Consider the following 25,510-nt stretch of genomic DNA (forward strand, 5'->3'; position numbering starts at 1 on the left):
ACGGAGTTTGAGAAAGTTCGGGATTTTACGTTTAGGAACTCGCCAGCGGGGTAGGACCATCACAGAGACCTGTCCGAGGAGGGATATGTACGGCGACAGCGACGTGATCCGTCGTCGGGTGAGCCGTCTGCGAGAGCAGGCTGGCGACATCCGCGCGAGTGCCGACAAGCTGGTGGTGCAGGCCGAGGCCGTGCCTTGGCGCGGTCGGGCTGCCGAGTCCCTCCGCGGGCGGATGAAGGAGCGTGCCACCGCGCTGCGGAGCTCGGCCGAGAAGCATGACCGGGCGGCCGACGCACTGGCCAAGCACCTCCATCAGGTCGACCTGTTCAAGGAGCAGATCGCCGAAGCCGAGGCACGCGCCGAGGCGCTGATCGCCGAGGACAAGCTCGACGGATTCGAGGCCCCTGAGCCGGGCCACAAGGACTGGCTGGAGGTCACCTTCCGATGACCACGATCGACCTGGGCCCCGCTCCGGCGGCGCCGACAGAGCCGTGGGCGGGTGTGCCTCGCCGCATCGGCCTGACCCTGCCCGAGCTGACCCATGCCTGCGAGACCATCGGGGCGCCGCTCCCGTTCGAGGTCGCGACACACCGTGATGACGGGCTCGACGCCCGGTTGGGGCAGACCCGCTCGGCAGCCGAGGCCGAGGCCCTGGCCCGCGCCGTCGCCGGGTTCGGCGACGGCAGCACCTCGCTGCAGCGCCGCGACCTCCTCGACGCCGACGGGAGCCTCGACGCCGGGATCGCCGGCGCGCTGGGGCTGCTGGCGACCCCGGAGGTGGTCATCGACCTCGATGTCGTCGTCGACGGCCTCCGTGGCCGCGCCTGGCACCGGCAGAAGGGTGAGGCGGCCGCCTCACTGGCCACCGTGGACGGGCTCGTCTTCGAGCTCTCCTGGTATCCCTCGGCGGCCTGGTCGACCGAGCTCGGCCGTACCGCGACGCTTCCGGGTGACACCGCCCGGCTGGCCTCGGCAGTGCCCGAGCAGCTCGAGGTCCCGTTCGCGACCGCTGACGCCGTCTTCGAGGCGCTGCGCACCGGGCGCGGCGATCTGGTGCCGGTGCTGACCGAGGGCGACGTGGTCGTCTCGCGGGCCCTCGAGGCGCTGTCGACCGAGACCCACGGTCGGCTGCGTGCCATCGTCGCGACCACCGCCGATCCGGAGAACTCGCTGATCGGCACGGTCTCCTGGACGCTGGTCAACGACGGCTGGCGTTCGATGCGTACGGTGTCGCTCGATGGAGAGCTGACACTGCTGATCACCAGCGTGGAGCCGTCCGAGCTCGCCGCAGACCTTGCCCCTGTTCTCGCGGAGGTGGCTCGATGAGCTCTTCGTCCAACGTTCCGATCAACCGCCTGGGACCGCTCCCGGGTGGCGCCCCCGACTCGGTGGCGCCGCCCGCAGGTCCGGAGGACAAGTACGAGCAGATCCTCGGCCTGGCCGGCTCCATCGGCGATGCCGGCGCGCAGCTGCGCGAGTGGGCCGAGCTCGGTGCCGAGATCCTGGCCGACGACGACGTCACCTCCTCCGCCGAGCTCTCCGCGAAGACCTGGGAGCCGGCCGAGGAGGAGATCCGGGCCGCGACCTCCGAGAAGGGTGGCGTCCTCGGGCTCGGCCAGGCGCTCGAGGCCGATGCGCTCTCGGTGCGGGCGACCGTGCAGACCTACCGCTGGATCGACGAGCTCCAGGCCGCTGCCCGCAGCACGCTGGGCACCATCGCGGCCAACGCGCTCGACTACCTCGCCCCCGAGGTCGAGCTCGGCGGGTCCCTGCTGTCCGCCGGCCTGATCGAGACCGACGCGCTCGACCGTGAGGGCGTCACCGCCTATCTCGGCGAGCTCGCCCAGGGTCATCCCGAGCTGATGGACCACATCGCCACCGGCGGCGGGCTGCTCGAGTCGCTCGAGCTGCGCTCGCTGCTCACCGCCGACTTCCCGCGTGGCGACGACGCCGGGGCAGCGACCGCGGGCGCGCTGCGCGCCGCTGGGATCGACGCGTTCGCGACCGACGCCGGGCACGCGCTGCGCGATATCGGCGGGGCGCTGGCCTCCACCGAGGAGGACACCGCGACCGGCGACGTCACCGCCGCCACCCCGGCCACCATCGAGGAGCTGATCCGCACCCTCGAGGCCACCGAGTCCGGTGTCGCGGTCCAGAAGACTGCGCCCGGCCGCTACATCGCCTATCTGCGTGGTCCGTACGCCGGCAGTCGGCGCCTGCGGCTCGTCTCCGGTGACCTCTCCGACTACATCGCCACCGCGTCGCGGACGATCGAGGAGGCGGTCGAGGCCGGCTCCCACGTGATGCTCGTCGGCGCCGCCGCCGGGGGCACCGCGGCGGCCGCGATTGCGGCTGCGGCCGGGGGTGCGTACGTCGTGGACCAGGTGGTCACCGTGGGTGCTCCTGGCGCGGCAGCGCCGCGGGTTCCGGAGACCACCCGGGTGCTGTCGCTGGAGGACCGCTCCGACCCGGTGGCGCTCCTCGGCGGGCTCCTCAACGCGGGTGTCGGACACCGGTTCACGGTCGTCTACGACGGCACCACGGCTGAGGAGAGCCACTACGTCGCCGGCGGGCGGGCTGCGGACAACGCCGCCCACGGCGAGCTCCGTGACGAGATCGGGCGGATCCGCAGTCTGGGATACCTCGGCTGAGTTGCGGGCTTGCCTCGATGACGTGAGTCGATACGGTGTAGGTCGCCCTCGGCACCATCCCGACCTCACCTGTGCTCGACACGGGCCAGTCGATCGCGGAGGGCACTCTGACGCCTACCTGATCGGTCCTTGTGAAGTCCATCGTCGTCCATGCCGGCCTCCCCAAGACGGGCACGTCCGCGGTCCAGGCGTTCTTCCACGCCAACGCGGAGAAGCTCGCGAAGGCCGGCATCTTCTACCCTCAGCACACCGTCGACAGGAACGGCATCAGCGCCGGCAACGCCGGCTCGCTCATGGAGCGCTCGGGCCACCTCTTCGTGGCCTCGCCCCACGAGGTCGCCAGGACGCTCGAGGAGTTCGAGGCCAGCGGATGCCACACCTTGCTGCTCTCCTCCGAGGCGTTCCTCCCCGAGCTGCCCGGGATCGCCGAGCTGCTGCCGCCGCAGACCCGGTTCGTCCTGTACGTCCGCGATCCCCTCGCCTTCCTGGAATCCGACTACAACCAGCGGGTCAAGCGGCTCGGGCATGTCGAGCCGTTCGTGGCGGCGCCTGATGCGTACGGCGGTTGGCTGGGTCACCAGCACCTCTACAACGCACTCGACTCCGAGGCGGTGCGCACCCGGCTGCTCCTCCGGCCCTACCTTCCCGAGCTCTTCGTCGGCGGCAGCCTGCTCACCGACCTGCTCGACACCGCCGCCATCGACACCACCGAGCTCGGCGACCTGTCCTTGAGGCGGGTCAACCTCTCCTACTCGCTGCACGCGCTCGAGATCAAGCGCGCGCTCAACGCCCTCCCGCTCGGGCCGCAGCTGCAGGAGCGCCTCGACGTCCACCTGCAGTCCTGCCCCCTCGGGCCGACGGCCTACACCCTGATGCCTCCCGCCGACCACGAGCGGCTCCGGAAGATCGCCGACGACGAGCTGCACGCTCTGGCGCTGAGGTACGACATCGACTCCCTCGAGCCCATGCGGGAGCTGCTTCGGGAGAAGCCGCAGAAGCCCTTCCACCCGCAACAGCTCACCGACGACGAGGTCGACGCCGTCGTACGCCACATCGCCACCGTCGGCAAGCGGCTCACCCGTCGGGTCGCCCAGACGCTCGTCGAGCACCCCGAGGTCGAGCTCGTCTACCCCTCCCTGCGCGACTCGTTCGCCGCCGCTGCCGCCGAGCTCGACGAGGCGCCGGCCGCGCGGCGGCGCTGGTGGTCCCGCTGGTTCTGAGGTGGCGGTCGGGATACCCGGTTAACCGGGTATTCCTGCACTTCTCTGGCGTTGCATTGCCAGAGAAGTGCAGGAAAAGCCTGAGAAGTCAGGCCAGGTCGGCGACGACGATGGTGTGGTTGTCCGGTTCTCCGGCGGCGGTGACAGCGGCGGCCACTGCGTCGGCGACCGCCTGCGGACCGGCTTCGGCGGTGATCAGCGGATTCAGGTCGTCCACGTAGGAGTGGACGCCGTCGGTGGTCAGCACGAGCCGGTCACCGGGCAGCAGCTCGAGCGACATCTCGTCGGCGACGACCCCGGGCACCAGGGCGCGGTTGAGCAGCGCCCGGTGCTCGTGGGAGCGAGCCTCGTCGGCGGTCAGCTGGCCGGCCTCGACCATGGCAGCGACGACCGTGTGGTCGTGGGTGACTTGGCGTACGTCTCCGTCCCGCACCAGGAAGACCCTGGCGTCGCCGATGTGGGTGATCCGCGCGGTCGAGCCGTGCAGATCCACGGCGGTCAGGGTGGTGCCCGACTTCGGAACCTCCGCGAACACCTCCTGGATGGCCGACCGCAGCCCGCCGCCGGCGTACGCCGTCAGGGCCGCCCCGGCAACATCGTCGCGCTCACCAAATCCGTCGGCGACGGCGATCAGCTCCGGGGTGACCAGGACGGCGTCCTGCTGGCTGGATCGGCCACCTGTCTCGTGGCTGAAACCGAACTCGACGTTCAGGGTCTCGGTTGAAGTAGTCATCTGACGTGCCTCGCTCCTCAATCGGTGGACGAGGACGGAGACCATTCTGCGACGCGTGGACGTGTCGGCCTCGACCTGGCGCCAATAGGTCTCGACCTCGACCGCCGCGAGCGCGGCGGGCATGTCGACGACCTCCCGGATCCGGGCCAGCGGCATCCCGACCAGGCGCAGCGCAGCCACCAGACGTGCGCGTTCCACCTGGTCAGGCCCATAGCGGCGATAGCCGGAGACCGCGTCCACCTCGGCAGGAAGCAGCAGACCGAGGTCGTCGTACAACCTCAGTGCCTTCGGCGTCAGCCCGGTCTCCCGGGCGAAGTCGCCGATGTTCACAAGCCCTTCCAGCCCGCTCATGTTCACCATCCTCCCCGGTGAAGGTCACCGGTGGAAGCAGATTGGTGCTTCCCCTTGGGGCAACCTCAAGCCCCGGTCTGCTCGGCCCACTTCTCGAGCAGCCGTGCGAGCGACCGCCGCTCGGGCGCGGTGAAGACGGCGAGCAGGCGGTGCTCGTTGGCGATGTGGTCGGTGAAAGCCGCGTCGATCAGCTCGCGCCCGCGCTCGGTCAGCGCGACCCGGCGCCCGCGACCGTCCTCGTCCCGGCGGTCCCGGCTGACCCAGCCCCGGGCCAGGCAGCGGTCGACCCGCTTGGTGACCGCCCCCGAGGAGACCATCGTCTGCTCGCCGAGCTCCTTCGGAGTCAGGGCGTACGGAGCGCCTTGCCGTCGCAGCGTCGCCAGCACGTCGAACTCGCCCTCGCCCAGTCCGTGCTCGGCATAGACGCTGACGAGCTCGTCGGTGAGACGTAGCGCGAGGCGGTGCAGCCGGGCGATGACGGCCTGCGGAGTGACGTCGAGGTCGGGGCGCTCCCGCTCCCATTGCGCCATCACGGTCGAGACGTGGTCTGCCATGACCATGGAATATATCTCACGCGGAAGCTATTATATCTTCCATGGAAAGTAGATTCGTGACCCTCGCGCTGACCGCGATCGCCCCGGTGGCATGGGGGTCGGGCTACTTCGTCACCGCCACGTTCCTGCCGCCGGACCGGCCTCTGTTCGGCGCCGTGGTCCGGGCACTGCCCTTCGGCCTGCTGCTTCTGGCGCTCCGGCCGGGCCTGCTCCACGGCTCCTGGTGGTGGCGCACAGCAGCGCTCGGACTGCTCAACTTCGGAGCGTTCTTCGCCCTCGTCTTCGTCGCCGCCTACCGGCTTCCCGGCGGCCTCGCCGCCACCCTGACCGCGGTCTCTCCGATCGTCGTGATGCTGCTGGCCTGGGCCTTCGCCGGCGAGCGGCCACGGGCCGGATCGCTCGCGGCCGGCGTCGCCGGCGCCGTCGGCGTCGCCCTGCTGGTGCTCCGTGGCGGCGCGAGCCTCGACCTGCTCGGCGTCCTGGCCGCGTTCGCCTCGGTCGCTGTCTTCTCCACCGGCTTCATCCTCGTCAAGGTCTGGCAGCCGCCCGTCGGGCTGCTCACCTTCACCGCCTGGCAGCTCGTCCTGGGCGGCCTCATCCTCGCCCCGGTGGCCCTCCTCGTCGAGGGCCCACCGCCCACTCTCGACCTGCCGGCGATCGGGGGCTACGCGTACATCGGCATCGCCGGCACCGTCATCGCCTACGCGGTCTGGTTCCGTGGCGCCCGCCGCCTTCCCGCCGCCGCGGTGTCGCTGGTCGGCCTGCTCAACCCGGTCGCCGGGATCCTCATCGGCCTCGCCTTCGCGGGAGAACATCTCACCCCGATCAGCGGGCTCGGTATGGCGCTGGTGCTCGGTGGCGTACTCCTCGGACAGCCCGCGGTGCTCGACCGGATCAAGGCCAGACGTGGGCCGGAACCGGCCTCGTGTGCAGACGTTGGAGCAGCCGGATAGGTTCACCCCATGAAACTGCGTGCGCGTGCGCTTGAGCTTCTCGTCTTCACCGTCGGTGCCGGCACCTTGGGGTCGGAGATGGCCGCGGCTCGGCTGCTCGCTCCGTGGTTCGGCGACTCGACGATCGTGTGGGCCAACACGATCGCGACGGTGCTGGTGGCACTCGCGATCGGCTACGCCGTCGGCGGCAGGATCGCCGACCGGAACCCCCACCCCTCCGGCCTGGCCAAGATCGTGCTCGCCGCCGCCGCCCTCCTGGCCGCGGTGCCGTTCATCGCCGACCCGTTCCTCCCGCTCGCGGTCAGGGCTGTCGACCAGCTCAGCATCGCCACCTTCGCCGGCTCGCTGGTCGGAGTCGGCGTGCTGCTCGCGATCCCGCTCTTCCTGCTCGGCATCGTCAGCCCCTACGCCGTCCGGCTGACCGTCGAAGCCGTCGAGGACGCCGGCCACGCGGCCGGGCGCCTCTACGCGATCTCGACGGTCGGCTCCCTCGTCGGCACCTTCGCCGCCTCGCTGTTCCTCATCCCGGTCGTCGGGACGCGGCGTACGTTCCTGATCTTCGCCCTCCTGATGGCGGTCTGCGCGATCCCACATCTGGTCAAGCGCCGGCTGCCGGCTGCGGTCGTGCCGGCGGTGATCCTTGCCCTGATCGCCCTGCCGACCGGCTCGATCAAGACGCTGACCAGCAACGGCGGCGAGGTGATCTGGGAGAAGGAGACGGAATACCAGTACGCCCGCGTGGTCGAGTACGACGACGGCAGCCGCTACCTCGAGCTCAACGAGGGCCACGCCGTGCACTCCGTCTACACCGAGGGCGAGTACCTCACCGGCGCCTACTGGGACGAGATGCTCTCGCTGTCGTACGCCGGCGCGGAGGCCCCGAAGTCGGTGGCGATCCTGGGCTCGGCCGCCGGGACGACCGCGCGCCAGTTCGGCCACTTCGCCCCCGAGACCCGGGTGGACGCCGTCGAGATCGACGAGGACGTCACCGAGGTCGGCCAGAAGCTCTTCGACCTCAAGGACCAGCCGAACCTCCACCTCCACACCGCCGACGCCCGCCCGTGGCTGCAGAAGCAGACCCGGAAGTACGACGCGATCATGGTCGACGCCTACCACCAGCCCTACATCCCGTTCTACCTGACCACGAAGGAGTTCTTCGCGCTCGCGAAGTCCCACCTGAACCCGGGCGGGGTGCTCGTCGTGAACTCAGCCCACCCGGAGGGCTCCACAGCGCTGGAGAAGGTCCTCACCGCAACGCTGCGGACCTCGTTCGGCGAGGCCGTGTGGCGGTCGGACTCCGGCCCGACCAACACCCACCTGATCGCGACCGTCGACCCGGATGCGGATCCCGAGGCCGACCTCATCGCCACCGCGAAGTCGCAGCCCGCCGACCTCGCCGGCACCCTCACCGACTCCGCCGCCCGGCTCGAGCCGGGCATCCGGGGCGGGACGGTCTACACCGACGACGTCGCGCCGGTCGAGTGGCTCACGGACCTCAGCCTGCTCGAGGTTGCCTGACCCGCTCGGGCGCTTCACCTCGCCGATCGGCGTCTTGCGCAGGCACCCGACGCAGACCTGATCGGGCGCGACCTTGCTGAGCCTGCGCGGCGGCAGCACGTGCCACGTCCCCAGCCGCCGGCCGCACACGGTCATGACGTACCCGTTGCTCCTCTTGCCTGAGCGAAGGTGCCAGAAGCTCCCTCGGTCGGTGCGGTAGACCAGCGGGTCCTTGGCCAGGACCGGCGGCCTCTCGCTTGACCCCATGCTGAGTCTGTCGTCTACGAACACGAATTCCCCCCAAGGAATGTCGATGGCTCTCGTCGTTGAGTGCCTCGAGACGCCGGGGTCACAGTCGGGCCGAACACCCAACGTCCCGAGACACGTTCGACCATAAGTCCACTCATTGCAACGGGTCAAGGCGGAAAGGGTGGGGCTATGCGGCTATTCGGGATCTGTACGCCTCAGTAACGTGTTCTCCCATGAGTAACCCCCGTCCGCGCGGCCTGCCGAAATACCTCCACGTGGCCGACTATCTGCGGGCCCAGATCGACGACGGCACCTACCAGCCCGGCGAGCGTCTACCGACCGAGCCCGAGCTGATGGACACCTTCCCCTACGACCGCGCCACGATCCGGCGAGGTCTGGCGGTGCTGCGCAACGAAGGCCTGATCACCAGCGAGCAGGGCCGTGGCGTCTTCGTACGCGACGCCACCAAGACCCGCTATGACCTGATGAGCATGCTGATCACGGACCCGAGCCACCCGGCGAAGCCGGACGCGGCCTACCATCAGCCGCCGCGCGGCCCGGACGACGGCATCTCGGTCGAGCACTCCTACGAGGTCATCGCGGCCGGCGAGAAGCTCGGGGAGGCCTTCGACCTCGACCCGCGCAGCGAGCTGCTCAGCACCACCTACACGTTCTTCATCAGCGGTGACACGGCCGAATACCGCACCACGGCCTACATCCCCTATCCGCTGGTCATCGACACCCCGCTGGCCACCCCGTCCGACGACTGGCCGCAGCCGCCGATCAAGGACCTGCTGGCCACGGTCGGCGTGAAAGTCACCACGGTCGCGATGGACATCGAGTCGCGGATGCCGACGCCGCAGGAGAGCTACGACCTGCAGATTCCCGACGGCACCCCGGTCCTCTCCGACCGGCGCCGGTTCCTCGCCGACGACAGGGTCGTGTGCGTGACCGACTCCGTCGGGGTCGCCGACCGGATCGTCTACGGGCTGGACCTGAAGCTGCAGTGAGCCCCGCCCCGAAACGGCCCGGCCTCAGGCGAGGTCGTGGACGAACTCGGAGAGCTGGGTGAGGTTGCGGCACTCCCGCATCTCGATGATCGAGCCGTAGCGCGTCGCCTCGGAGTCGCCGGTGTCCCACTGCGTACGGACCTCGGGGTTGAGCCAGTGGGAGTGCCTGCTCGCCTCGGCCATCGCGCGCAGGGAGTCGACGGCGAGGTCGGAGTAGTTGGACCGGGCGTCGCCGAGGATCAGCAGCGACGACTTGGGACCGAGGGCGTCGGCGTGCCGCTCCTGGAAGAGTGAGAAGGCCCGGCCGTAGTTGGTGCGCCCCATCCGGGCCGCGTGCTCGGTCGCCTTCGTCAGCTCGGTCATCGTGTCGACCAGGTCGGCGCCGGGCTTGAAGTAGGACGTGACCTCGTGGATCTCGTCGACGAAGGTGAACGCGCGCACCTTGCCGAACTGCTCACGCAGCGCGAAGACGAGCATCAGCGTGAACGTCGCGAAGTTGGACACCGAACCCGACACGTCGCACAGGATCACCAGCTCGGTCCGATGCGGCCGCTTCGGCCTGAAGCGCAGGTCGACGGGGACGCCGCCGGTGGACATCGAGGACCGGAGCGTACGCCGCAGATCCACCGCTCCTCGCCGGCGGGCGTGATGCTCCTGGGTGAGCCGCGTCGCCAGCCGGCGCGCCAACGGGTAGATCTCGCGCCGCAGCGCCTCGAGGTCGGCCCGCCGCGCGTGCAGGAAGTCGAGCTTCTCGATGGTGGGGCGTACGGCGATCTTGGCGATCTGCTCGGGGCCCTTCTCCTCCGCGATCCGGCGACGAGCGTCGGCCTCCACCAGGCCCGCGAAACGGTCCACCCGACGGGTGCCGACCCGGGCAGCCTCCTCGTCGGTCCAGCCGCCCTGCTGGAGCCCCTCGATGAGTCGCGAGGTGAGCTCGTCGGTCGAGAGCCGGCGCAGCGCGGTGTAGGACGACCACGAGCTCAGCCCGGGGCCGCGACCGGGCATCGCGCCGAAGCGCGCCACCGCCTCGGCGGCCAGCTGACGGAGCATCTCGACGTCGTCGGCCTCCAGCGCCTCGCTCAGGCGCGAGGTGAACTCGGAGAGCGCCTCGGGCCCGTCCTTCGCCACCCCGGCGGCCTCGGCCTCAGCGTCCATCCCCGAGCCGACCATCCGCGGGAAGTAGAGCTCGAAGAGCCCGTCGAAGGTGGCCCGCTGGTTGGCGCGCTTGACCAGGGTCGCGGCGTACGCCTCCTTGACCTGGGTGCGGTCGTTCCAGCCGATCAGGCCGAGGGCGGTGACCGCGTCGAGGCCCTCGGAGAGCGACACCGGCAGCCCGGCTCCCCGAAGCGCTTCGAGGAACTCGATGTGCCGGTCGAGGAGAGTCACCTCTTCAACCGCAGCTCTCGGACCGCGCGGTCGACGTCGGAGGAGTGCTTGAGGACGACGCCGAGGGTGTCGGCGACGGCCTTGTCGGAGAGGTCGGTGATCTCCAGCGCTATCAGGGTGCGCGCCCAGTCGACCGACTCGGCGATGGAGGGCGACTTCTTGAGCTCCAGCTCGCGCAGCCGGCCGACCACGGAGACGAGCTGACGCGCCACCTTGCCGTCGAGCCCGGGCACCTGGGAGAGCACGATCTCGCGCTCCCGGTCGGCGTCGGGGTAGTCGAGGTGGAGGTAGAGGCAGCGTCGCTTGAGCGCCTCGGAGAGCTCGCGGGTGGCGTTGGAGGTGAGCACGACCAGCGGACGGCGGGTCGAGGTCATCGTGCCGAGCTCGGGGATGGTCACCTGGAAGTCGGAGAGCACCTCGAGCAGCAGCCCCTCGACCTCGACGTCGGTCTTGTCGACCTCGTCGATGAGCAGCACCGTCGGCTCCTCACGACGGATCGCGGTCAGCAGCGGCCTGGTCAGCAGGAACTCTTCGGAGAAGATGTCGTCGTGGGTCTCCTCCCACGCCTGCCCGTCGTTGGCGGCCTGGATGCGGAGCAGCTGCTTCTTGTAGTTCCACTCGTACAGCGCCCGGGCCTCGTCCAGACCCTCGTAGCACTGCAGTCTGACCAGCTCGGCCCCGGTCGCCCGGGTGATCGCCTTGGCCAGCTCGGTCTTGCCCACACCGGCCGGTCCTTCGACGAGCACCGGCTTCTCCAGCGCCCCCGCGAGGTAGGTCGTCAGCGCGGTCGAGTCGTCCGCGAGGTAGCCGACGTCTCCCATGCGGGTGACGGCCTCGGCGGGCGAGGAGAACCAGGAAGACGTACGCGAAGGCATGACGCGACACTAGCGACTCTGCTCCTGGTCTGCCCCCGGTGTCCGGGTAGGACCTTCGTCATAGTGCCCGATGCAGCCGTCACCGTCGGGCCCATCCGTCGTTGTGAAGGACGTGCACTCGGACACTCCGCGACTTCTGACGCTGGTCGTCGTCGCCATGAAGGTATGCGCGCTGACCGCGCTGGCGGCCTTCTGTCTGGTTGCCGTCACCACGCCGTCCGAGCCTCGGTCGCTGGCGAAGAGGGAGCAGCCCGAGCTCGCCGCGATGCTCGAGCAGCACCACTGCGTGGCTCCGCCGACGATCGCGCCCTGGCGCCGTCAGAGCGCGATCATCCGCTCCCCGCTCGGCGAGCTGAAGCATGTCCCGCTCGACGTCGGCCAGCTGATCGAGCAGGGCAAGGCCCGAGGCGAGCTGATCGCCTTCTGCGCCGACCCCGCCCCTTAGGGCGGAGCCGGCCGAAGAGACGTCAGCTGGCCTCGGCGAGCGTGCTCGCGAACAGCCCGAGCACGCGGTCCAGCGCGGCACGGTCACCCTCGACCTTGAGCCCGGCCTCGGCGATCGCGGCGTCCACGGGGAAGCCCATGAACACGACGCCGGTCCAGGCCGTCGAGTCGCCCGCGATGGTCACGTCGGCGTCCTCGAGCGTGCCCTCGGCGAGGTCGAACTGGTTGCCCTTCCACACGAGCCGGAACTGCTGCGGGTCGGCGTCGGGACGGCGGGCGTCGGTCAGCTCCCAGGCGACGCTGATCGGCTCGGGGGTCGTCGCGCTGCCGGCGGGCACCATCGTGCGCATCGCCACCATCACGCCGCTGGGCGTCATCCCGGCGGACATGATCGGGAAGCGGGTCGAGCCGTGGGCCCAGCGACCGAGCGCCCCGAGGATCGTCTCGAGCTCGCGGCCCCACGGGGTGAGGGCGTAGGCGGTCGTCTTGGTGATGTAGCCGAGCTCGGTCTCGACCACGACGCCCGCGTGCTCGAGGAACTGCAGACGGTCCTTGAGCTCGTCGGTGCTGACACCGATCACGGAGGATTCCAGGTCACGTGCCGTACGCGGCCCGAACATCAGCTCGCGCACCACGATCAGGCTCCACCGGTCGCCGATCAGGTCCAGTGCGTGCGCGGCCGCGCACGCGTCTCCCAGGTCCCCGTATGTCAGGTTCAGGGTCACGTCGATCCTCTCCGAGTCATTCGATCCCATCGAGCGTAGTGAGCCCGAACTACGGGTCGTCAGAGCCAGAGGTCCCGGCGTGCCGGTGAAATACTGTGTCTCCTCGAAGGCGGCGTCACGCGATCGCTGCGTACGCAGCAGCCACCCGCTCCACGGCTTGCCGGTCGCCCTCGACGGCCATCGAGCCGACCGGACTCCCGGCGAAGACAACGTCCGCCCAGGCCGACGAGTCCCCGGAGACGGTCGCCGCAGGCGCTTCCTCCGCACCCTCGCTCAGCTCGAAACCGTCCTCGTCCCAGTGCAGCCGGTAGCGGCGTACGCCTGCGGCGGGACGCCGCTCGTCGTGCAGCTCGATCGCGATCCGGACGGGACCGTCGCCCCAGTCGGCCATCGTCGCGTAAGGGGCCATGGTGCGCATCGCCACGATCACCCCGTCGGGAGTCATGCCCCCCTCCACAGGGAAGCCGGGCGAGCGCTGCGCCCAGTGGCCGAGCGACCGCATCACGTCCTCCAGCCCCTGCCCCCACTCGGTGAGCCGGTAGACGCGGGTCCGTCCGAGGTCGTCGAGCTGGGCCTGCTCGACGACGCCGCTGTCGCGCAGCGCCTTGAGCCTGGAGGTGAGCACGGCGGGCGTGATCCCGACGACGGCCGAGGCCAGGTCGGCGAACCGGCGCGGACCGAGCAGCAGCTCGCGCGCGATCACCATGCTCCACCGGTCGCCGATCACGTCCATGGCGTGCGCGGTGGCGCAGGCATCACCCAGGTCGGCGTACGTCTGCTTCTTCGGCATCGATCCTCCAAACTCTCTTCACAAGAGTATCAACTATGTTTAACGTAGTTAGTATGACCACGATCTCACTTCCACCCGTCGTCGACCGGACGACCTATCTGCACGAGCGCGACGCGCTCCTCGACCGCGAGAAGGAGCACACCCGAGCGGGCGACGCTCTCGCCGCGGCCCGCCGAAGGCTCCCGATGACCGAGGTCGACGCGGCCGCACCGCTCGTCGGCGGCGCCGGGCGGGTCAGCCTGCTGGATGCCTTCGAGGGGCGTACGCAGCTCTTCGCGAGCTACCACATGTGGCACACCGGCCATGCCGCCGCCGACCAGTGCGAGGGGTGCACGTTCTTCAGCGGCGGCGTGAGCGAGCTCGGCTACCTGCACTCGCGCGGGGTGACGTACGCGGTCTTCTGCCAGGGGCCCTACCCGGAGAGCTCCCGCTACCGGGACTTCATGGGATGGGAGATGCCGTGGTACTCGGTTCCCGAGGAGTCGTGGGACGTCCTCGACGCCCGCGGGTTCTTCGGCGGCAAGGTCTGCTACCTGCGCGACGGCGACCGGGTCTTCGAGACGTACCGCACCACCGGACGTGGCGTGGAGCCGATGTCGGCGTCGTACGGGATCCTGGACATGACCGTCTACGGACGGCAGGAGACCTGGGAGGACTCACCTGACGGCTGGCCACGGCGCACGGGCATCGACGGCAGCCAGTTCCGTAGCGAGGAGGCGTCGACGACCAACCACCGCGCCGGTGTGAGCGGCCGTCCGACAGCGCAGTGGTCGCGACTCGCCGCCGGGCGCGACGACGATCTCGGATCCCACACCGCCCCCACCGCCGACCACTGCTGTCACTGAGGAGATCCGGATGCGTACGACTATCGCCCTGCCCACCCGGGACCGCGCCCGGTCCCACACCTTCCTCCGCGACGGCCTCGGCCTCGAGACTCCCGGCGAGCTCGCCGACGACGGGGTCCCCGAACCGCTGCGCGCGACCCTGTCGGACTCCTGCGAGGTGATGATGATTCCGACCGGCGGGTTCAAGTGGGTCACCGGCCAACTCGATGACGAGCCGATGGACGCGGCTACCCTGCCTCCGCCGGAAGGCCCGAAGCAGTGCCTGGTCACCATCGAGCTCGGCTCGCAGGACGATGTCGACGCACGGTATGCGGCTGCCATGACTCTCGGCCGCGGCATGATCGAGCCGGAGTCGGCACCGTGGGGTGAATACCGCGCGGTCGTCGCGGACCCCGACGGACACCTGTGGCAGCTGACGTCCCGCTGAGGCCCGGTCTTGCCGCCCCTAGAATCTCCCTATGGCCGGAGACGACACACGGATGCTGCTGCTGGGAGCAGTGGCGCTGTTCGAGCCCGTCAACGGCTACCAGATCCGGCGCGAGCTGATGTCGTGGCAGGTCGACCAGTGGGCCAACATCAACCCGGGCTCGATCTACCACGCGCTGACCTCGCTGACCGAGAAGGGCCATCTGACCAGGCACGATCTGGTCGACAACGGGCGAACGGTTGCGGTCTACGAGATCAGCGCCAGTGGCCGGGCAGAGCTGGAGCGCCTGGTCACCCGCTCGCTGCAGGCCGTCGACGTCTACAACGGCGTCTCCTTCTACGCCGCGTTCTCGCTGGCGCCGCTGCTGGAGCGTCCCGCCGTCATCCAGCAGCTGAGTGTCCGACTGCAGGCCCTGGAGCGCACCGACAAGGAGCTCGACGCCGCGATCCGGGCCAACACCCACGTGGCGCCGCCCCACACCGGTGCCGCGCTGCGCCTCCAGCTCGACAAGCTCCGATCGGAGCGGGCGTGGCTGGTGGAGGTCCTGGACGACGTACGCAGCGGCAAGCTCTTCTTCGCCGGCGACGCTCCCGGCTGGGCGCCTGCCGAGGACGACCCGGGATGGCAGATGGACGCCGACCGGAAGCGCTACCGGGAGATGCTGCGCGGCTGAGCCGACGCGGGTCTCCTTCGAATTGGTTTGACATCTCGAGATCAAACTTGAACACTCACGGTATTCAAGTTTGAATATCCAGGTAAAACCGGGTGATTGTTGTCGGTGGTCCGTGCTTGTCTGGGACTTGCACACAAGGGAGTGACACATGATTCACGCACGCGGCCTGAGGCACACCTTCGCCTCCGGCCATGGCAAGCAGAAGAAAGAAGTCGTCGCGGTCGACGGAGTCGACCTGGACGTCGAAGAGGGCGAGGTGGTCGGCTTCCTGGGCCCGAACGGCGCCGGCAAGACCACCACCCTGCGCATCCTCACCACCCTCCTCAAGCCCACGGCAGGCACCGCCACGGTGGCGGGCTTCGACGTGGCCAAGCAGTCCGTCGAGGTCCGGCGGAGCATCGGCTACTGCTCCCAGGTCGGATCGACCTTCTCGGGCGCCTACGCCGGCGACGAGGTCGTCGACCACGGAATGCTCTACGGGATGTCCAAGAAGGACGCGGTCGCCCACGGTCAGGCGCTCTTCGAGAGGCTTCAGCTCGAGGGGCTGTGGCGACGCAAGCCCCGCAACATGTCCGGCGGACAGAAGCGCCGCCTCGACATCGCGATGGCGCTGATCCACGCCCCCAAGCTGGTCTTCCTCGACGAGCCGACCACCGGCCTAGACCCGCAGGCGCGGGCCAACCTGTGGGACCACATCGCCTCGCTGCGTACGGACCACGGGGCGACGGTCTTCCTGACCACCCACTACCTCGACGAGGCCGACACCCTCGCCGACCGGGTGATGGTCATCGACCAGGGCCGCATCGTCGCCAACGACACCCCGGAGAACCTCAAGGCTGCCGTCTCCGGCGACCTGGTCTCCCTGGAGGTCGCCACCGACGAGCAGGTCGCGATCGCCCGCGACAAGCTCAGCTCGATCTCGGAGACCATCGAGGTCGACGAGCGGCTGGTCAGCGGCCGGGTGCCGCGGGCCGGGAAGGCCGTCCCCGGCCTGCTGCGCGACCTGGAGTCGAACGGCGTCTCGCTGGAGTCGATCGAGGTCGCCCGCCCCACCCTGGACGACGTCTTCCTGACGTTGACCGGACGATCGCTGCGCGATGCCGACTCAGGCACTCCTGAGGCCGAAGAGACCGCCGAGCAGACCCAGGAGGGCAAATGATGACCGAGTTCCAGCAGCCCGTCCTCAAGTCCGGCTTCTTCCGGGAGTCGATGGTGGTCTTCAACCGGCAGCTGCGGATGAACCTCCGCAACCCGGCCTGGGTGCTGATCGGCGTGATGCAGCCGATCCTCTACCTGCTGCTCTTCGGCCCGCTGCTCGAGCCTCTCATCGAGGAGCTCGGTGGGAACGCGTACAACTGGTTCGTCCCCGGCATGCTCGTCCAGCTCGGCATCTTCGGTGCCATGTTCGCCGGCTTCTCGCTGATCGGCGAGTGGCGCGAGGGCGTCATCGAGGCGGAACGGGTCACCCCGGCCTCGCGTGGCGCGCTGCTGTTCGGCCGTCTCTACCGCGACCTGCTGCAGATCCTGGTGCAGGCGATCATCCTGGTCGCTCTCGGCCTGGTGATGGGCATGGACTTCAAGCCGGTCGGGATCCTCGTCGGGATCGCGATCACCGTGATGATCGGTGGCGCCGGTGCCGCCGCCTCCAACGCGTTCGCGCTGCTCGTGAAGAGCGAGGACGTGATGGCGCCGGTGACCAACATGCTGCTGATGCCGATCCTGCTGCTGTCGGGCATCTTCCTGCCGATGAGCTTCGGCGCCGGGTGGCTCGAGGCGCTGGCCGATGTCATCCCGACCAAGCACATCGTCGACGCGGTGCGAGCCTCGTTCTTCGGTGACCTCGGGGTGGCCGACATCGGCTGGGGCGTCGGCTGGACCCTCGGCCTGTTCGCACTCGCGGTCTGGTGGGGCATCTCCACGTTCCGCAAGGAGAACGCCTGACTTCTCCGGTGTTTCCTGCACTTCTCGGGTGTTGCATTGCCTGAGAAGTGCAGGAATACCCGGTTAACCGGGTATTCCTGCACCCCGGCCGATCTAGCGGAAACACCAGCGTGCTCTCAGCGGTGACTCAGCGAGGAGTGGCAAGGTAGGAGTGTGAACAGCCCTGCCACCCCGAGCGACAGCCCCGGCGACAAGCCGCATGTGCTGGTCGTCGACGACGACAAGGCCGTGCGTGAGTCGCTGCGCCGGTCGTTGGAGTTCAACGGCTACGTGGTCGCCTTGGCCGGCGACGGCGCCGAGGCGCTTGCCGGCATCGCCAACCACGACCCCGACGTGGTCGTGATGGACGTGATGATGCCCCGCCTCGACGGCATCGAGGCCACCAAGGCGCTCCGCGCGGCCGGCAACGACGTCCCGATCCTGGTGCTGACCGCGCGCGACGCCGTCGGTGACCGGGTCGATGGCCTGGACGCCGGGGCCGACGACTACCTCACCAAGCCGTTCGCGCTCGAGGAGCTGCTGGCCCGCCTGCGCGCGCTGCTGCGCCGGGCGGCCCCGGTCGGCGAGGACGACGAGGAGACGCTGCACTTCGCGGACCTGTCCATGAACACCACCACCCGCGAGGTGACCCGGGGCGAGCGAGCCATCGAGCTCACCCGCACCGAGTTCACGCTCCTGGAGATGTTCCTGCGCCGGCCCCGCCGCGTACTCGATCGGTCCTTCATCCTCGAAGAGGTGTGGGGCTACGACTTCCCGACGACCGCCAACTCCCTGGAGGTCTACGTCGGCTATCTGCGCCGCAAGACCGAGGCCGAGGGCGAGGCCCGGCTGATCCACACCGTACGCGGCATCGGCTATGTCCTGAAGGAGCCGTGAGCAGCGCCGTGACCACGCCGGCAACCAGCTCGCGCTACCGCGGCTCTCTGGCGGGCCGGGTCACCCTGCTGACGACCCTCGCGGTCGCCGGCTCGATCGCGCTGATCGCGATCGGGCTCTACTTCGTCGTACGCATCCAGCTGCAGGCCAACATGGACGAGTCGCTGCTCAAGCGGGCCACCTCGGCCGCAGCCAACACCGCGTCGATCCAGGACGCACGAACAGGCGCGGCCTTCCCGACCTGGGTGCTCAACGCCGGCGACATCCAGGTCGCCGAAGTCGACGACTCGCACAACTACTGGTCGCCGACGCTCGGCACGTTCCCTCGGCCCGGCGTGCCGGAGGAGGCGGTGGCCAAGCGCGAGGCCAAGCAGTCGGTCCGTACGGTCTCCACCAAGGTCGGCGTCTTCCGCGTCGTCACCGTCCCGATCCCCGACAGCAACTCCGCGCTGATGCTGGCGCAGTCGCTGGGGCCGCAGCAGGAGATGTACAAGCGACTCGGGCTCGTCGTGCTCTTCTTCGGCGCAGCCGGCGTCGTCGCCGCGGCGTTCGCCGGTTGGGTGGTGGCGGCGGGCGGGCTGCGGCCGGTGAGGCGGTTGACCGCATCGGTCGACCGGATCGCGACGACCGAGGATCTCACCCCGCTCCCCGTCGAGGGGGATGACGAGATCGCCCGGCTGGCCACGTCGTTCAACCGGATGCTGTCCGCCGTCTCCGCCTCCCGGGACCGGCAGCGACAGCTGGTGGCGGACGCCTCGCACGAGCTGCGTACGCCGCTGACCTCGCTCCGCACCAACGTCGAGCTCCTCACCCAGGCCGACGCCTCGATCTCGGGCGAGCAGCGGGCGGAGCTGCTCGGAGACATCCGCGCCCAGATCGAGGAGCTCACCAACCTGATCGGCGACCTCGTCGAACTGGCCCGCGATGCACCGGCCGAGCCGACACTGGAGAAGGTGGACCTCTCCGAGGTGGTGGACCGGGCGCTCTCCCGGGTCCGACTGCGCGCACCGTCGGTGACCTTCACCGAGGAGATGGCGCCGTGGTGGGTCATGGGCGACGCCAGCTCGCTGGAGCGGGCGGTCACCAACCTGCTCGACAACGCCGCCAAGTGGTCGCCCGAATCGGGCACGGTGCACGTCTCCCTCCACGGCGGCGTGCTCAACGTCGACGACGAGGGGCCGGGCATCGCCGAGGACGACATCCCGTACGTCTTCGACCGGTTCTACCGCTCCACCGAGGCCCGCTCGATGCCCGGGTCGGGGCTCGGCCTCGCTATCGTCCGGCAGGTCGCCGAGCGCACCGGCGGGTCGGTCTCCGCGGCCCGTTCCCCGCACGGTGGCGCACGGATGACCATGCGCCTGCCCGGCTCCGCGTCACCCCGGCCGACCGAACCGCCCACTGAAAAGTTGAAGCATTGAGATACGCCGTTCTGGCGCCCGCTCTGGTGGCGCTGCTCTCCCTCGCTGCCTGCGGAGCCGAGGAGCCCGCCGATCCGTCGGCCTCCGCCTCCGCGTCATCCCCGGAGCATGCCTCCAAGGAGACGTTCAACCCGTGCGACGGGCTCGACATCTCCCCCGTGGAGAAGGCCCTCGGCACCCAGCTCCGCGTCGAGAAGGGAACCTCGGCGGCACCCCGCTGCGCGTTGCTTCCCGAGGAGTCGGGCGGGACTGCGTACGAGCTGAACTACCTGCCCTTCAAGGGCACCCTTGCGGAAGCGTGGAAGACCATGGACGTGAAGTCCGAGGACGTCAGCGAGCCCGAGATCGATGGTGCCGAGGACGCCCGGCTGGTGAAGCAGCAGGGCGTGAACTCGTACGCCGTCACCGGCTTCGTCCAGAACGGAACCCTGATCCAGAGCTTCAACTCCGTCGACCTGGAGCCCTACGACGGCGACGCCATGGACCGCGCTGCCCAAGCCCTCCTCAAGCAGCTGAGCGCCAACGCGCCGTAGCCGGCTAGTGCTTCTTCGTCTCGCGCCAGGAGCGCTCGAAGGGGAGGCGCCAGGCGTGGGGGGCGATCAGCTGGTGGATCGAGTTGGGACCCCAGGAGCCGGGGGCGTAGAGGCGCACGGGCGGAGGGTTGTCGAGGAGCGGCTGGGAGATCTCCCAGAGCGTCTCGATGCCCTCGGCGGTGGTGAAGAGCGTGTGGTCGCCACGCATGGCGTCGTGGATGAGGCGTTCGTACGCCTCGAGCACGCCGGTCGAGGAGCTCGTCTCCTGGGTGGCGAACTGCATGGAGAGCTTCTCCAGCTTCATGCCGGGCCCGGGGCGCTTGCCGTAGAACGACAGTGACATCTTCGACTGGTCGGCGAGGTCGAAGGTGAGGTGGTCGGGACCCTGGGTGCCGGCGCCGGAGTTGGCCGGGAACATCGTCAGCGGCGGCTCCTTGAACGCGATCGAGATGATCCGCGCGCCCTCGGCCAGCTTCTTGCCGGTGCGCAGGAAGAACGGCACGCCTGCCCAGCGCCAGTTGTCGATGATCACCTTCATCGCGATGAAGGTCTCGGTGTCGGAGTCGTCGGCGACCTCGTTCTTGCCGCGGTAGCCGGAGTATTGACCACGCACCACGTTGCGCGGGTCCAGCGGCTGGATCGACCGGAAGACCTTGTTCTTCTCCTCCCCGATCGGGTCGGGAGCAAGCGACGTCGGCGGCTCCATCGCCATGAACGCCAGCACCTGCATCAGGTGGGTCACGACCATGTCGCGGTAGGCGCCGGTGCTCTCGTAGAACGCGGTGCGTCCCTCCAGGCCCAGGGTCTCGGGGATGTCGATCTGGACGTGGTCGATGAAGTTGCGGTTCCAGATCGGCTCGAAGAGTCCGTTGGCGAAACGGAAGGCCAGGATGTTCTGCGCGGCCTCCTTGCCGAGGAAGTGGTCGATCCGGAAGATCTGCTCCTCGGAGAAGACCTCGTGGATCTTCGCGTTGAGCTCCTTGGCCGACTCGAGGTCGGTGCCGAAGGGCTTCTCCATGATGATCCGGGCACGCTCGACGAGGTCGGCCTCCTCGAGCTGGCGGATCACGTCCTGCGCAGCCTTGGGCGGGACGCTGAGGTAGTGGAGGCGGCGCACGTCGCTGCCGAGCCCCTGGAGCTTCTTCTCGGCGAGCTTCACCGCGTCGGCGAGCGCGTGCGGGCCCTCCTTGGTCGAGACGTAGGAGAGCATTCCCCCGAACGCCGCCCAGCGCTCGTCGGTGATGTCGCCCTTCCCGAACTCCTCGCACGCCTCGCGAGCGAACTCGACGAACTGCTCGTCGGACATGTCCTCCAGTGACGTGCCGACGATCTGAGCATCCGTCATCAGCCCGGCCTCGTTGAGTCTGAGCAGGCCAGGCAGGAGTTTGCGGCGCGCCAAATCACCGGTCGCACCGAAGAGCACGATCACATGTGGCAGGGCTTTGTCGTCGATGGTCGCCATGATGAGTCCACGGTAGTACCCGTTTTATGAACGTTCCAATAGACAACGGCCGCCATCTCAACGTGTCGCCGTCTTTTCACCTGTTTGATCATCTGCCGAGGGAAGCGCGCACCCGATCGGCTTTCAACCGAGCCTCGGCGGCCTCCTCGGCGACGTCGGATCTGACCGTGATCCCGCCGCCCGTGCCGATCTGCCAGGTGTGGGTGTCGTGGGTCGTCAGCGTGCGGATGATGACGCCCAGATCGGCCGGTCCGTCGCCGGAGATCCAGCCGAAGGCACCGGCGTACGCCGCCCTCGGCCCACCCAGATCACGCTCGGCCCGCTCGATGACCTCCATCGTGCGCAGCTTGGGCGCACCGGTCATCGACCCGGCGGGGAAGAGCCTGCGCAGCGCCTCGATCGTGGTGATCTCGTCCCGCAGGCGGCCTCTGACCGTGCTGACCAGCTGGTGCACGCTCGGGTAGGACTCGACCCGCATCAGACCGGGCACCTCCACCGTCCCCGGCTCGCAGACCATCGCCAGGTCGTTGCGGAGCAGGTCGGTGATCATCAGGTTCTCGCTGCGGAGCTTGGGATCGGTCCGCAGCAGGTCCGCGTTGGCCGCGTCCTCTGCGTCGTTCGCTCCCCTCGGGGTCGTGCCCTTGATCGGCCTCGTCTCGATCACTCGGTCGGCGTCGATCAGGGCGTACCGCTCGGGGCTCGAGCTCAGCAGCCACGCCGCGTGGTCGGCCACGTCGTGCTGGAGGAACCCTGCGTACGGCGCGGGGTTGATGCTCCTGAGCCGCAGGTAGGTCTCCACCGGGTCCGCCTCGGCGTGGACCGTGGTCCGGTAGGTCAGGTTCGCCTCGTAGGTGTCGCCGGCTCGGAGGGCCTCCTGGACCTGGTCGAAGGCGGCGCGGTAGGCGGGGGACGGCGGGGAGGAATACCCGGTTAACCGGGTATTCCTGCACTTCTCTGGCATTGCAACACCCGAGAAGTGCAGGGATTGCCAGAGAAGTTCGTGCTCGAAGAGCCGAAGATGCGACGGCCTCATCCAGACGGCATCCGGGACGTCGTCCGACGGGGCAGCGGGGAGATCGGGTCGGCAGGCATAGCCGAGGTAGCCGAACCACTGCTCCCCCGGGCCGACCTCGCTTTCCAGGACCTGCCAGATGTCGTCGCCGACGACCTCGGAGCGGCCGTCGGCATGGCGTAGCACCTCGCGACGAGCGGCGGAGTAGGTCAGCGAGACGTCGTCGTCCTCCAGCCAGCCGATCAGCGACCGTGTGCCGGACCACTCGCGCGCGCCGCCACCATCGAGCCAGACGCAGCGAGGATGTGCGGCGGCGACCTCGGCGAAGAGGTCCTCGACGCTCATCGTCCCCCCGGCCTGCCCAAGAAGTTCGCGACCATCGCCGCACCGTGCTGGGAGAGCACCGACTCGGGGTGGAACTGGACGCCCTCCAGCGGCAGCAGCCGATGACGTACGCCCATCACGACTCCGTCCTCGGAACGGGCCGTCACCTCCAGGACATCGGGGATCGAGACGGCCGCCAGGGAGTGGTAGCGGACCGCCTCGAGCGGCGACGGGACGCCCGCGAAGACCCCGCGCCCGTCGTGCGTCACCCGAGCCACCTCACCGTGGGCGGGCTCGATCCGGTCGACGACGCCGCCGTAGGCGGTCACCAGCCCCTGCATCCCCAGGCAGACCCCGAGGACGGGCCGCCCGGCAGCCAGGAGTACGTCCCGCCCGATCGCGAAGTCCGCCGGATCGGCCGGGTGCCCGGGCCCGGGCGAGAGCACCACATGGCTGTAGCCGGAGAGGTCCCCGAGCTTCACCTCGTCGTGCTCCACGACATCCGGAAGGGCCCCGGTGACCTGCGCGATCATGTGGACGAGACTCCACACGTAGGAGTCGTGGTGGTCCACCACGACGACGTCGCTCATTGCGCGAGCAGATCGCTGACGACGTCGTGGATGAGGTCGTAGCCGCGCTCGGTGAGGACCGACTCCGCGTGGAACTGGATGCCGGCGTAGTGCGGGCCGGAGATGGCATGGATGTCACCCGTCTCCGGATCGGCATCGACCGACACCCCCGCAGGCAGCTCCGTGGACTCCACCCGTCCGACGAAGGTGTTGTAGAAGCCGACCCGCTCGCGACGCGGCCGCCCGCCGAACCCAAGACCCACGCGGGTCTGGGTGCCCTGGAAGACGATGTCCTTGTAGTGCAGCCCGATCCCGAGCTGGTGGCACAGCGCCTGGTGGCCGAGGCAGACGGCGAGGAACGGCTGGCCGCTCTCCAGCAAAGAAGCCACAGCGGCACGCAGCTTGGCCATCTTCGGATCGGTTCCATCGCGCGGGTCACCCGGGCCGGGCCCGACGATGACGAGATCAGCCCCCGCGAAGGCGCCGTCCTCGTAGTCCTCGTGACGGACGACCGACGAGGTCATGCCGAGCACCCGGAGGACGTGGCGCAGCATGCGTACGAAATCGTCCTCGCCATCGAGGATCACCGCGTGCTTCCCGGCGAGGTGGGCCGAGGGCTCCTCGTCGCCCTGGTCGGTGAGCCAGAACGACGACAGCCGGCGGTTGCGGGCGGCCAGGGTCAGCAGCAGGTCCTCGTCGTTGACCAGCTCGGAGACGTCCTGGGCGAGCGCGGGCGCGGCTGGCACCAGCCCGAAGGCCGACAGGATCCCGCCGGCCTTGGCGTGCGTCTCGGCGACCTCGTACGTCGGGTCGGAGTCGCGCACCAGCGTCGCGCCGGCGCTCACCTTCAGCCGGCCGTCGACAGACACGTCCGCGGTGCGGATCACGATCGGCGAATCGACCGTCGGGGCACCGGACTCGTCACGGCCGAGCAGCGCGAGGGCGGCGCCGTAGTAGCCACGGCCCTCCGGCTCGTACTTCTTGATCAGCCGGCACGCGTTCTCCACCGGCGAGCCGGTGACGGTGGCGGCATACATCGTGTCGCGCAGGATCTCGCGCGGGTCGCGCGCCGAGCGGCCGGCCAACAGGTACTCGGTGTGGATCAGCCGCGACATCGGCTTCAGGAACGGCCCGAGCACCTGGCCGCCCTGGTCGCAGATGTCGCACATCATCTTGAGCTCCTCGTCGACCACCATGAAGAGCTCGTAGACCTCCTTCTGATCCGTCAGGAAGTCGGTCAGCTGCCCCTTGAGATCGTGCGCGATCTTCTCGGGCGAACCCTCGAGGTCGCGCGGCAGCCGGAAGGTGCCGGAGATCGGGTTCATCCGGACGTCGCCGCCGTGGACGCTCACGTGCCGCTCCGGCGAAGCGCCGATGAGGTAGCGGTCGCCGGTGAAGAAGCAGTAGGTCCAGTACGCCCCGCGCTCACGCTCCAGAAGACGACGCAGCACGGTGAGCGCGCGCTCGTGGTTCCAGTCGTCGAGCTGGGCCCGGTAGTGGCGGCCGATCACGAAGTTCGCGCCCTCGCCCTGGCCGATCTCGTCCTCGATGACGGTCTTGACCAGGTCGGCATAGGTGTCGTCGTCAACGTCGAACCCACCGCGGTCCACGAACTCCACCGGGACGTCGGGAAGGGCCTCGATCACCTCGGCGACGGAGAACTCCCACTCGCGCTCCACGTCGACGACCACCAGCGGGGTGCCGTCGTCGTGGGCCTCGAAGCCACGCTCGCTCACCTGCCGGAACGGCACCGCGAGCAGTCGATCGGCCACCTTCCCCGGCTCCGGGGTGCCCTCCTCGAGAGGTACGTCGAGCAGCGACTCGACCACGGACCGCGTGCCCGCCAGCATGCCGACCGTGTCGCGGTCACCCGCCCGCGAGGAGCGCCGGATGATCGCCCACGCCTCGTGCCCCGTGATCTCCTCGATCGCGGTCCGGGCGGGGCTGTTGGTCGTCATGGGATGAGCCTAATCCGCGCGCTGACGCGTGACC

General features: G+C 69.3%; 26 protein-coding genes. 16 read left to right on the top strand and 10 right to left on the bottom strand.

The features are described 5' to 3' along the window. The first annotated feature begins 85 nt into the window (after positions 1–85). From ABZY89_RS22770 to ABZY89_RS22785, 4 genes are all read left to right on the top strand, one after another. Positions 86–448: a hypothetical protein gene (locus tag ABZY89_RS22770; protein WP_355230871.1), complete on the top strand. Its 363-nt coding sequence runs from the start codon at positions 86–88 to the stop codon at positions 446–448. Then, positions 445–1,326, top strand: coding sequence for a hypothetical protein (locus tag ABZY89_RS22775; protein WP_355230872.1), 882 nt, complete (start codon positions 445–447; stop codon positions 1,324–1,326). Before ABZY89_RS22770 ends, ABZY89_RS22775 begins: the two co-directional genes overlap by 4 nt. Next, positions 1,323–2,651, top strand: coding sequence for a hypothetical protein (locus ABZY89_RS22780; protein ID WP_355230874.1), 1,329 nt, complete (start codon positions 1,323–1,325; stop codon positions 2,649–2,651). The genes ABZY89_RS22775 and ABZY89_RS22780 overlap by 4 nt, the downstream gene beginning before the upstream one ends. A gap of 131 nt (positions 2,652–2,782) precedes the next feature. Beyond that, positions 2,783–3,871, top strand: coding sequence for a hypothetical protein (locus ABZY89_RS22785; protein WP_355230876.1), 1,089 nt, complete (start codon positions 2,783–2,785; stop codon positions 3,869–3,871). An 88-nt stretch (positions 3,872–3,959) separates the two neighbouring features. Here the strand turns inward: ABZY89_RS22785 and ABZY89_RS22790 are convergent, their stop codons facing one another. Next, positions 3,960–4,955, bottom strand: coding sequence for a MerR family transcriptional regulator (locus tag ABZY89_RS22790; protein ID WP_355230878.1), 996 nt, complete (start codon positions 4,953–4,955; stop codon positions 3,960–3,962). 65 nt (positions 4,956–5,020) lie between these two features. Continuing rightward, the gene (locus tag ABZY89_RS22795) at positions 5,021–5,509 is read right to left on the bottom strand and encodes a MarR family transcriptional regulator (RefSeq protein ID WP_355230880.1); all 489 of its coding nucleotides are present in this window, start codon (positions 5,507–5,509) and stop codon (positions 5,021–5,023) included. A gap of 41 nt (positions 5,510–5,550) precedes the next feature. On the opposite strand from ABZY89_RS22795, the gene ABZY89_RS22800 reads away from it, so the two are divergent. The 3 genes from ABZY89_RS22800 (at position 5,551) to ABZY89_RS22810 (ending at position 9,218) form a co-directional block, all read left to right on the top strand. Then, positions 5,551–6,462: an EamA family transporter gene (locus tag ABZY89_RS22800; protein WP_355230881.1), complete on the top strand. Its 912-nt coding sequence runs from the start codon at positions 5,551–5,553 to the stop codon at positions 6,460–6,462. Positions 6,463–6,471: 9 nt separating this feature from the next. Next, positions 6,472–7,980 carry a fused MFS/spermidine synthase gene (locus ABZY89_RS22805; protein ID WP_355230883.1) on the top strand — a complete coding sequence of 503 codons (1,509 nt, stop codon included), beginning with the start codon at positions 6,472–6,474 and terminating at the stop codon, positions 7,978–7,980. Positions 7,981–8,441: 461 nt separating this feature from the next. Next, entirely contained in the window at positions 8,442–9,218 is a 777-nt protein-coding gene (locus tag ABZY89_RS22810; RefSeq protein ID WP_355230885.1) for a GntR family transcriptional regulator, read from the top strand. Between the two features lie 24 nt (positions 9,219–9,242). Here ABZY89_RS22810 and ABZY89_RS22815 read toward each other — a convergent pair whose 3' ends face one another. After that, complete coding sequence (locus ABZY89_RS22815) at positions 9,243–10,604, bottom strand: VWA domain-containing protein (protein WP_355230886.1); 1,362 nt, start codon at positions 10,602–10,604, stop codon at positions 9,243–9,245. Continuing rightward, positions 10,601–11,479, bottom strand: coding sequence for a MoxR family ATPase (locus ABZY89_RS22820; protein ID WP_355230888.1), 879 nt, complete (start codon positions 11,477–11,479; stop codon positions 10,601–10,603). Before ABZY89_RS22820 ends, ABZY89_RS22815 begins: the two co-directional genes overlap by 4 nt. Before the next feature lie 112 nt (positions 11,480–11,591). Here ABZY89_RS22820 and ABZY89_RS22825 point away from each other — a divergent pair, with 112 nt between their 5' ends. Next, positions 11,592–11,924 carry a hypothetical protein gene (locus tag ABZY89_RS22825; protein ID WP_355230890.1) on the top strand — a complete coding sequence of 111 codons (333 nt, stop codon included), beginning with the start codon at positions 11,592–11,594 and terminating at the stop codon, positions 11,922–11,924. 22 nt (positions 11,925–11,946) lie between these two features. On the opposite strand, the gene ABZY89_RS22830 is transcribed toward ABZY89_RS22825, so the two are convergent. Together ABZY89_RS22830 and ABZY89_RS22835 are read right to left on the bottom strand one after the other, a co-directional pair. Next, a complete protein-coding gene (locus tag ABZY89_RS22830; RefSeq protein ID WP_160025836.1) occupies positions 11,947–12,648 on the bottom strand; it encodes a transcriptional regulator in 702 nt (233 codons plus the stop codon). 115 nt (positions 12,649–12,763) lie between these two features. Next, positions 12,764–13,438 (bottom strand): helix-turn-helix domain-containing protein, encoded by a 675-nt coding sequence (locus tag ABZY89_RS22835; RefSeq protein ID WP_355230891.1) that lies wholly within the window; start codon positions 13,436–13,438, stop codon positions 12,764–12,766. A 53-nt stretch (positions 13,439–13,491) separates the two neighbouring features. Here ABZY89_RS22835 and ABZY89_RS22840 point away from each other — a divergent pair, with 53 nt between their 5' ends. The 8 genes from ABZY89_RS22840 (at position 13,492) to ABZY89_RS22875 (ending at position 20,151) form a co-directional block, all read left to right on the top strand. Further along, on the top strand, positions 13,492–14,283 hold the full coding sequence (locus ABZY89_RS22840) for a DUF899 family protein (protein ID WP_355230893.1): 792 nt from the start codon (positions 13,492–13,494) through the stop codon (positions 14,281–14,283). Between the two features lie 10 nt (positions 14,284–14,293). Beyond that, entirely contained in the window at positions 14,294–14,710 is a 417-nt protein-coding gene (locus tag ABZY89_RS22845) for a VOC family protein (protein ID WP_355230895.1), read from the top strand. Between the two features lie 31 nt (positions 14,711–14,741). Further along, positions 14,742–15,383, top strand: a complete 642-nt coding sequence (locus ABZY89_RS22850; protein ID WP_355230897.1) for a PadR family transcriptional regulator — start codon at positions 14,742–14,744, stop codon at positions 15,381–15,383. A gap of 148 nt (positions 15,384–15,531) precedes the next feature. After that, positions 15,532–16,542 (top strand): ATP-binding cassette domain-containing protein, encoded by a 1,011-nt coding sequence (locus ABZY89_RS22855; RefSeq protein WP_355230899.1) that lies wholly within the window; start codon positions 15,532–15,534, stop codon positions 16,540–16,542. Next, positions 16,542–17,324: an ABC transporter permease gene (locus ABZY89_RS22860; protein WP_355230901.1), complete on the top strand. Its 783-nt coding sequence runs from the start codon at positions 16,542–16,544 to the stop codon at positions 17,322–17,324. The genes ABZY89_RS22855 and ABZY89_RS22860 overlap by 1 nt, the downstream gene beginning before the upstream one ends. A gap of 201 nt (positions 17,325–17,525) precedes the next feature. Beyond that, positions 17,526–18,200: a response regulator transcription factor gene (locus tag ABZY89_RS22865; protein WP_355230943.1), complete on the top strand. Its 675-nt coding sequence runs from the start codon at positions 17,526–17,528 to the stop codon at positions 18,198–18,200. After that, the gene (locus ABZY89_RS22870; RefSeq protein ID WP_355230902.1) at positions 18,197–19,618 is read left to right on the top strand and encodes a HAMP domain-containing sensor histidine kinase; all 1,422 of its coding nucleotides are present in this window, start codon (positions 18,197–18,199) and stop codon (positions 19,616–19,618) included. Before ABZY89_RS22865 ends, ABZY89_RS22870 begins: the two co-directional genes overlap by 4 nt. Next, the gene (locus tag ABZY89_RS22875; protein WP_355230904.1) at positions 19,615–20,151 is read left to right on the top strand and encodes a hypothetical protein; all 537 of its coding nucleotides are present in this window, start codon (positions 19,615–19,617) and stop codon (positions 20,149–20,151) included. The genes ABZY89_RS22870 and ABZY89_RS22875 overlap by 4 nt, the downstream gene beginning before the upstream one ends. A 4-nt stretch (positions 20,152–20,155) precedes the next feature. On the opposite strand, the gene zwf is transcribed toward ABZY89_RS22875, so the two are convergent. From zwf to ABZY89_RS22895, 4 genes are all read right to left on the bottom strand, one after another. After that, the gene (zwf, locus tag ABZY89_RS22880) at positions 20,156–21,613 is read right to left on the bottom strand and encodes a glucose-6-phosphate dehydrogenase (RefSeq protein WP_355230906.1); all 1,458 of its coding nucleotides are present in this window, start codon (positions 21,611–21,613) and stop codon (positions 20,156–20,158) included. An 88-nt stretch (positions 21,614–21,701) separates the two neighbouring features. Next, a complete protein-coding gene (locus tag ABZY89_RS22885) occupies positions 21,702–22,970 on the bottom strand; it encodes an anthranilate synthase component I family protein (RefSeq protein ID WP_355230908.1) in 1,269 nt (422 codons plus the stop codon). Then, complete coding sequence (locus ABZY89_RS22890) at positions 22,967–23,539, bottom strand: aminodeoxychorismate/anthranilate synthase component II (RefSeq protein ID WP_355230910.1); 573 nt, start codon at positions 23,537–23,539, stop codon at positions 22,967–22,969. Before ABZY89_RS22890 ends, ABZY89_RS22885 begins: the two co-directional genes overlap by 4 nt. Continuing rightward, positions 23,536–25,476 (bottom strand): anthranilate synthase family protein, encoded by a 1,941-nt coding sequence (locus ABZY89_RS22895; RefSeq protein ID WP_355230912.1) that lies wholly within the window; start codon positions 25,474–25,476, stop codon positions 23,536–23,538. Before ABZY89_RS22895 ends, ABZY89_RS22890 begins: the two co-directional genes overlap by 4 nt. Positions 25,477–25,510: the final 34 nt, after the last annotated feature.

The organism is Nocardioides sp. NPDC006303 (genome assembly GCF_040613175.1).
Taxonomy (GTDB): Bacteria; Actinomycetota; Actinomycetes; order Propionibacteriales; family Nocardioidaceae; genus Nocardioides.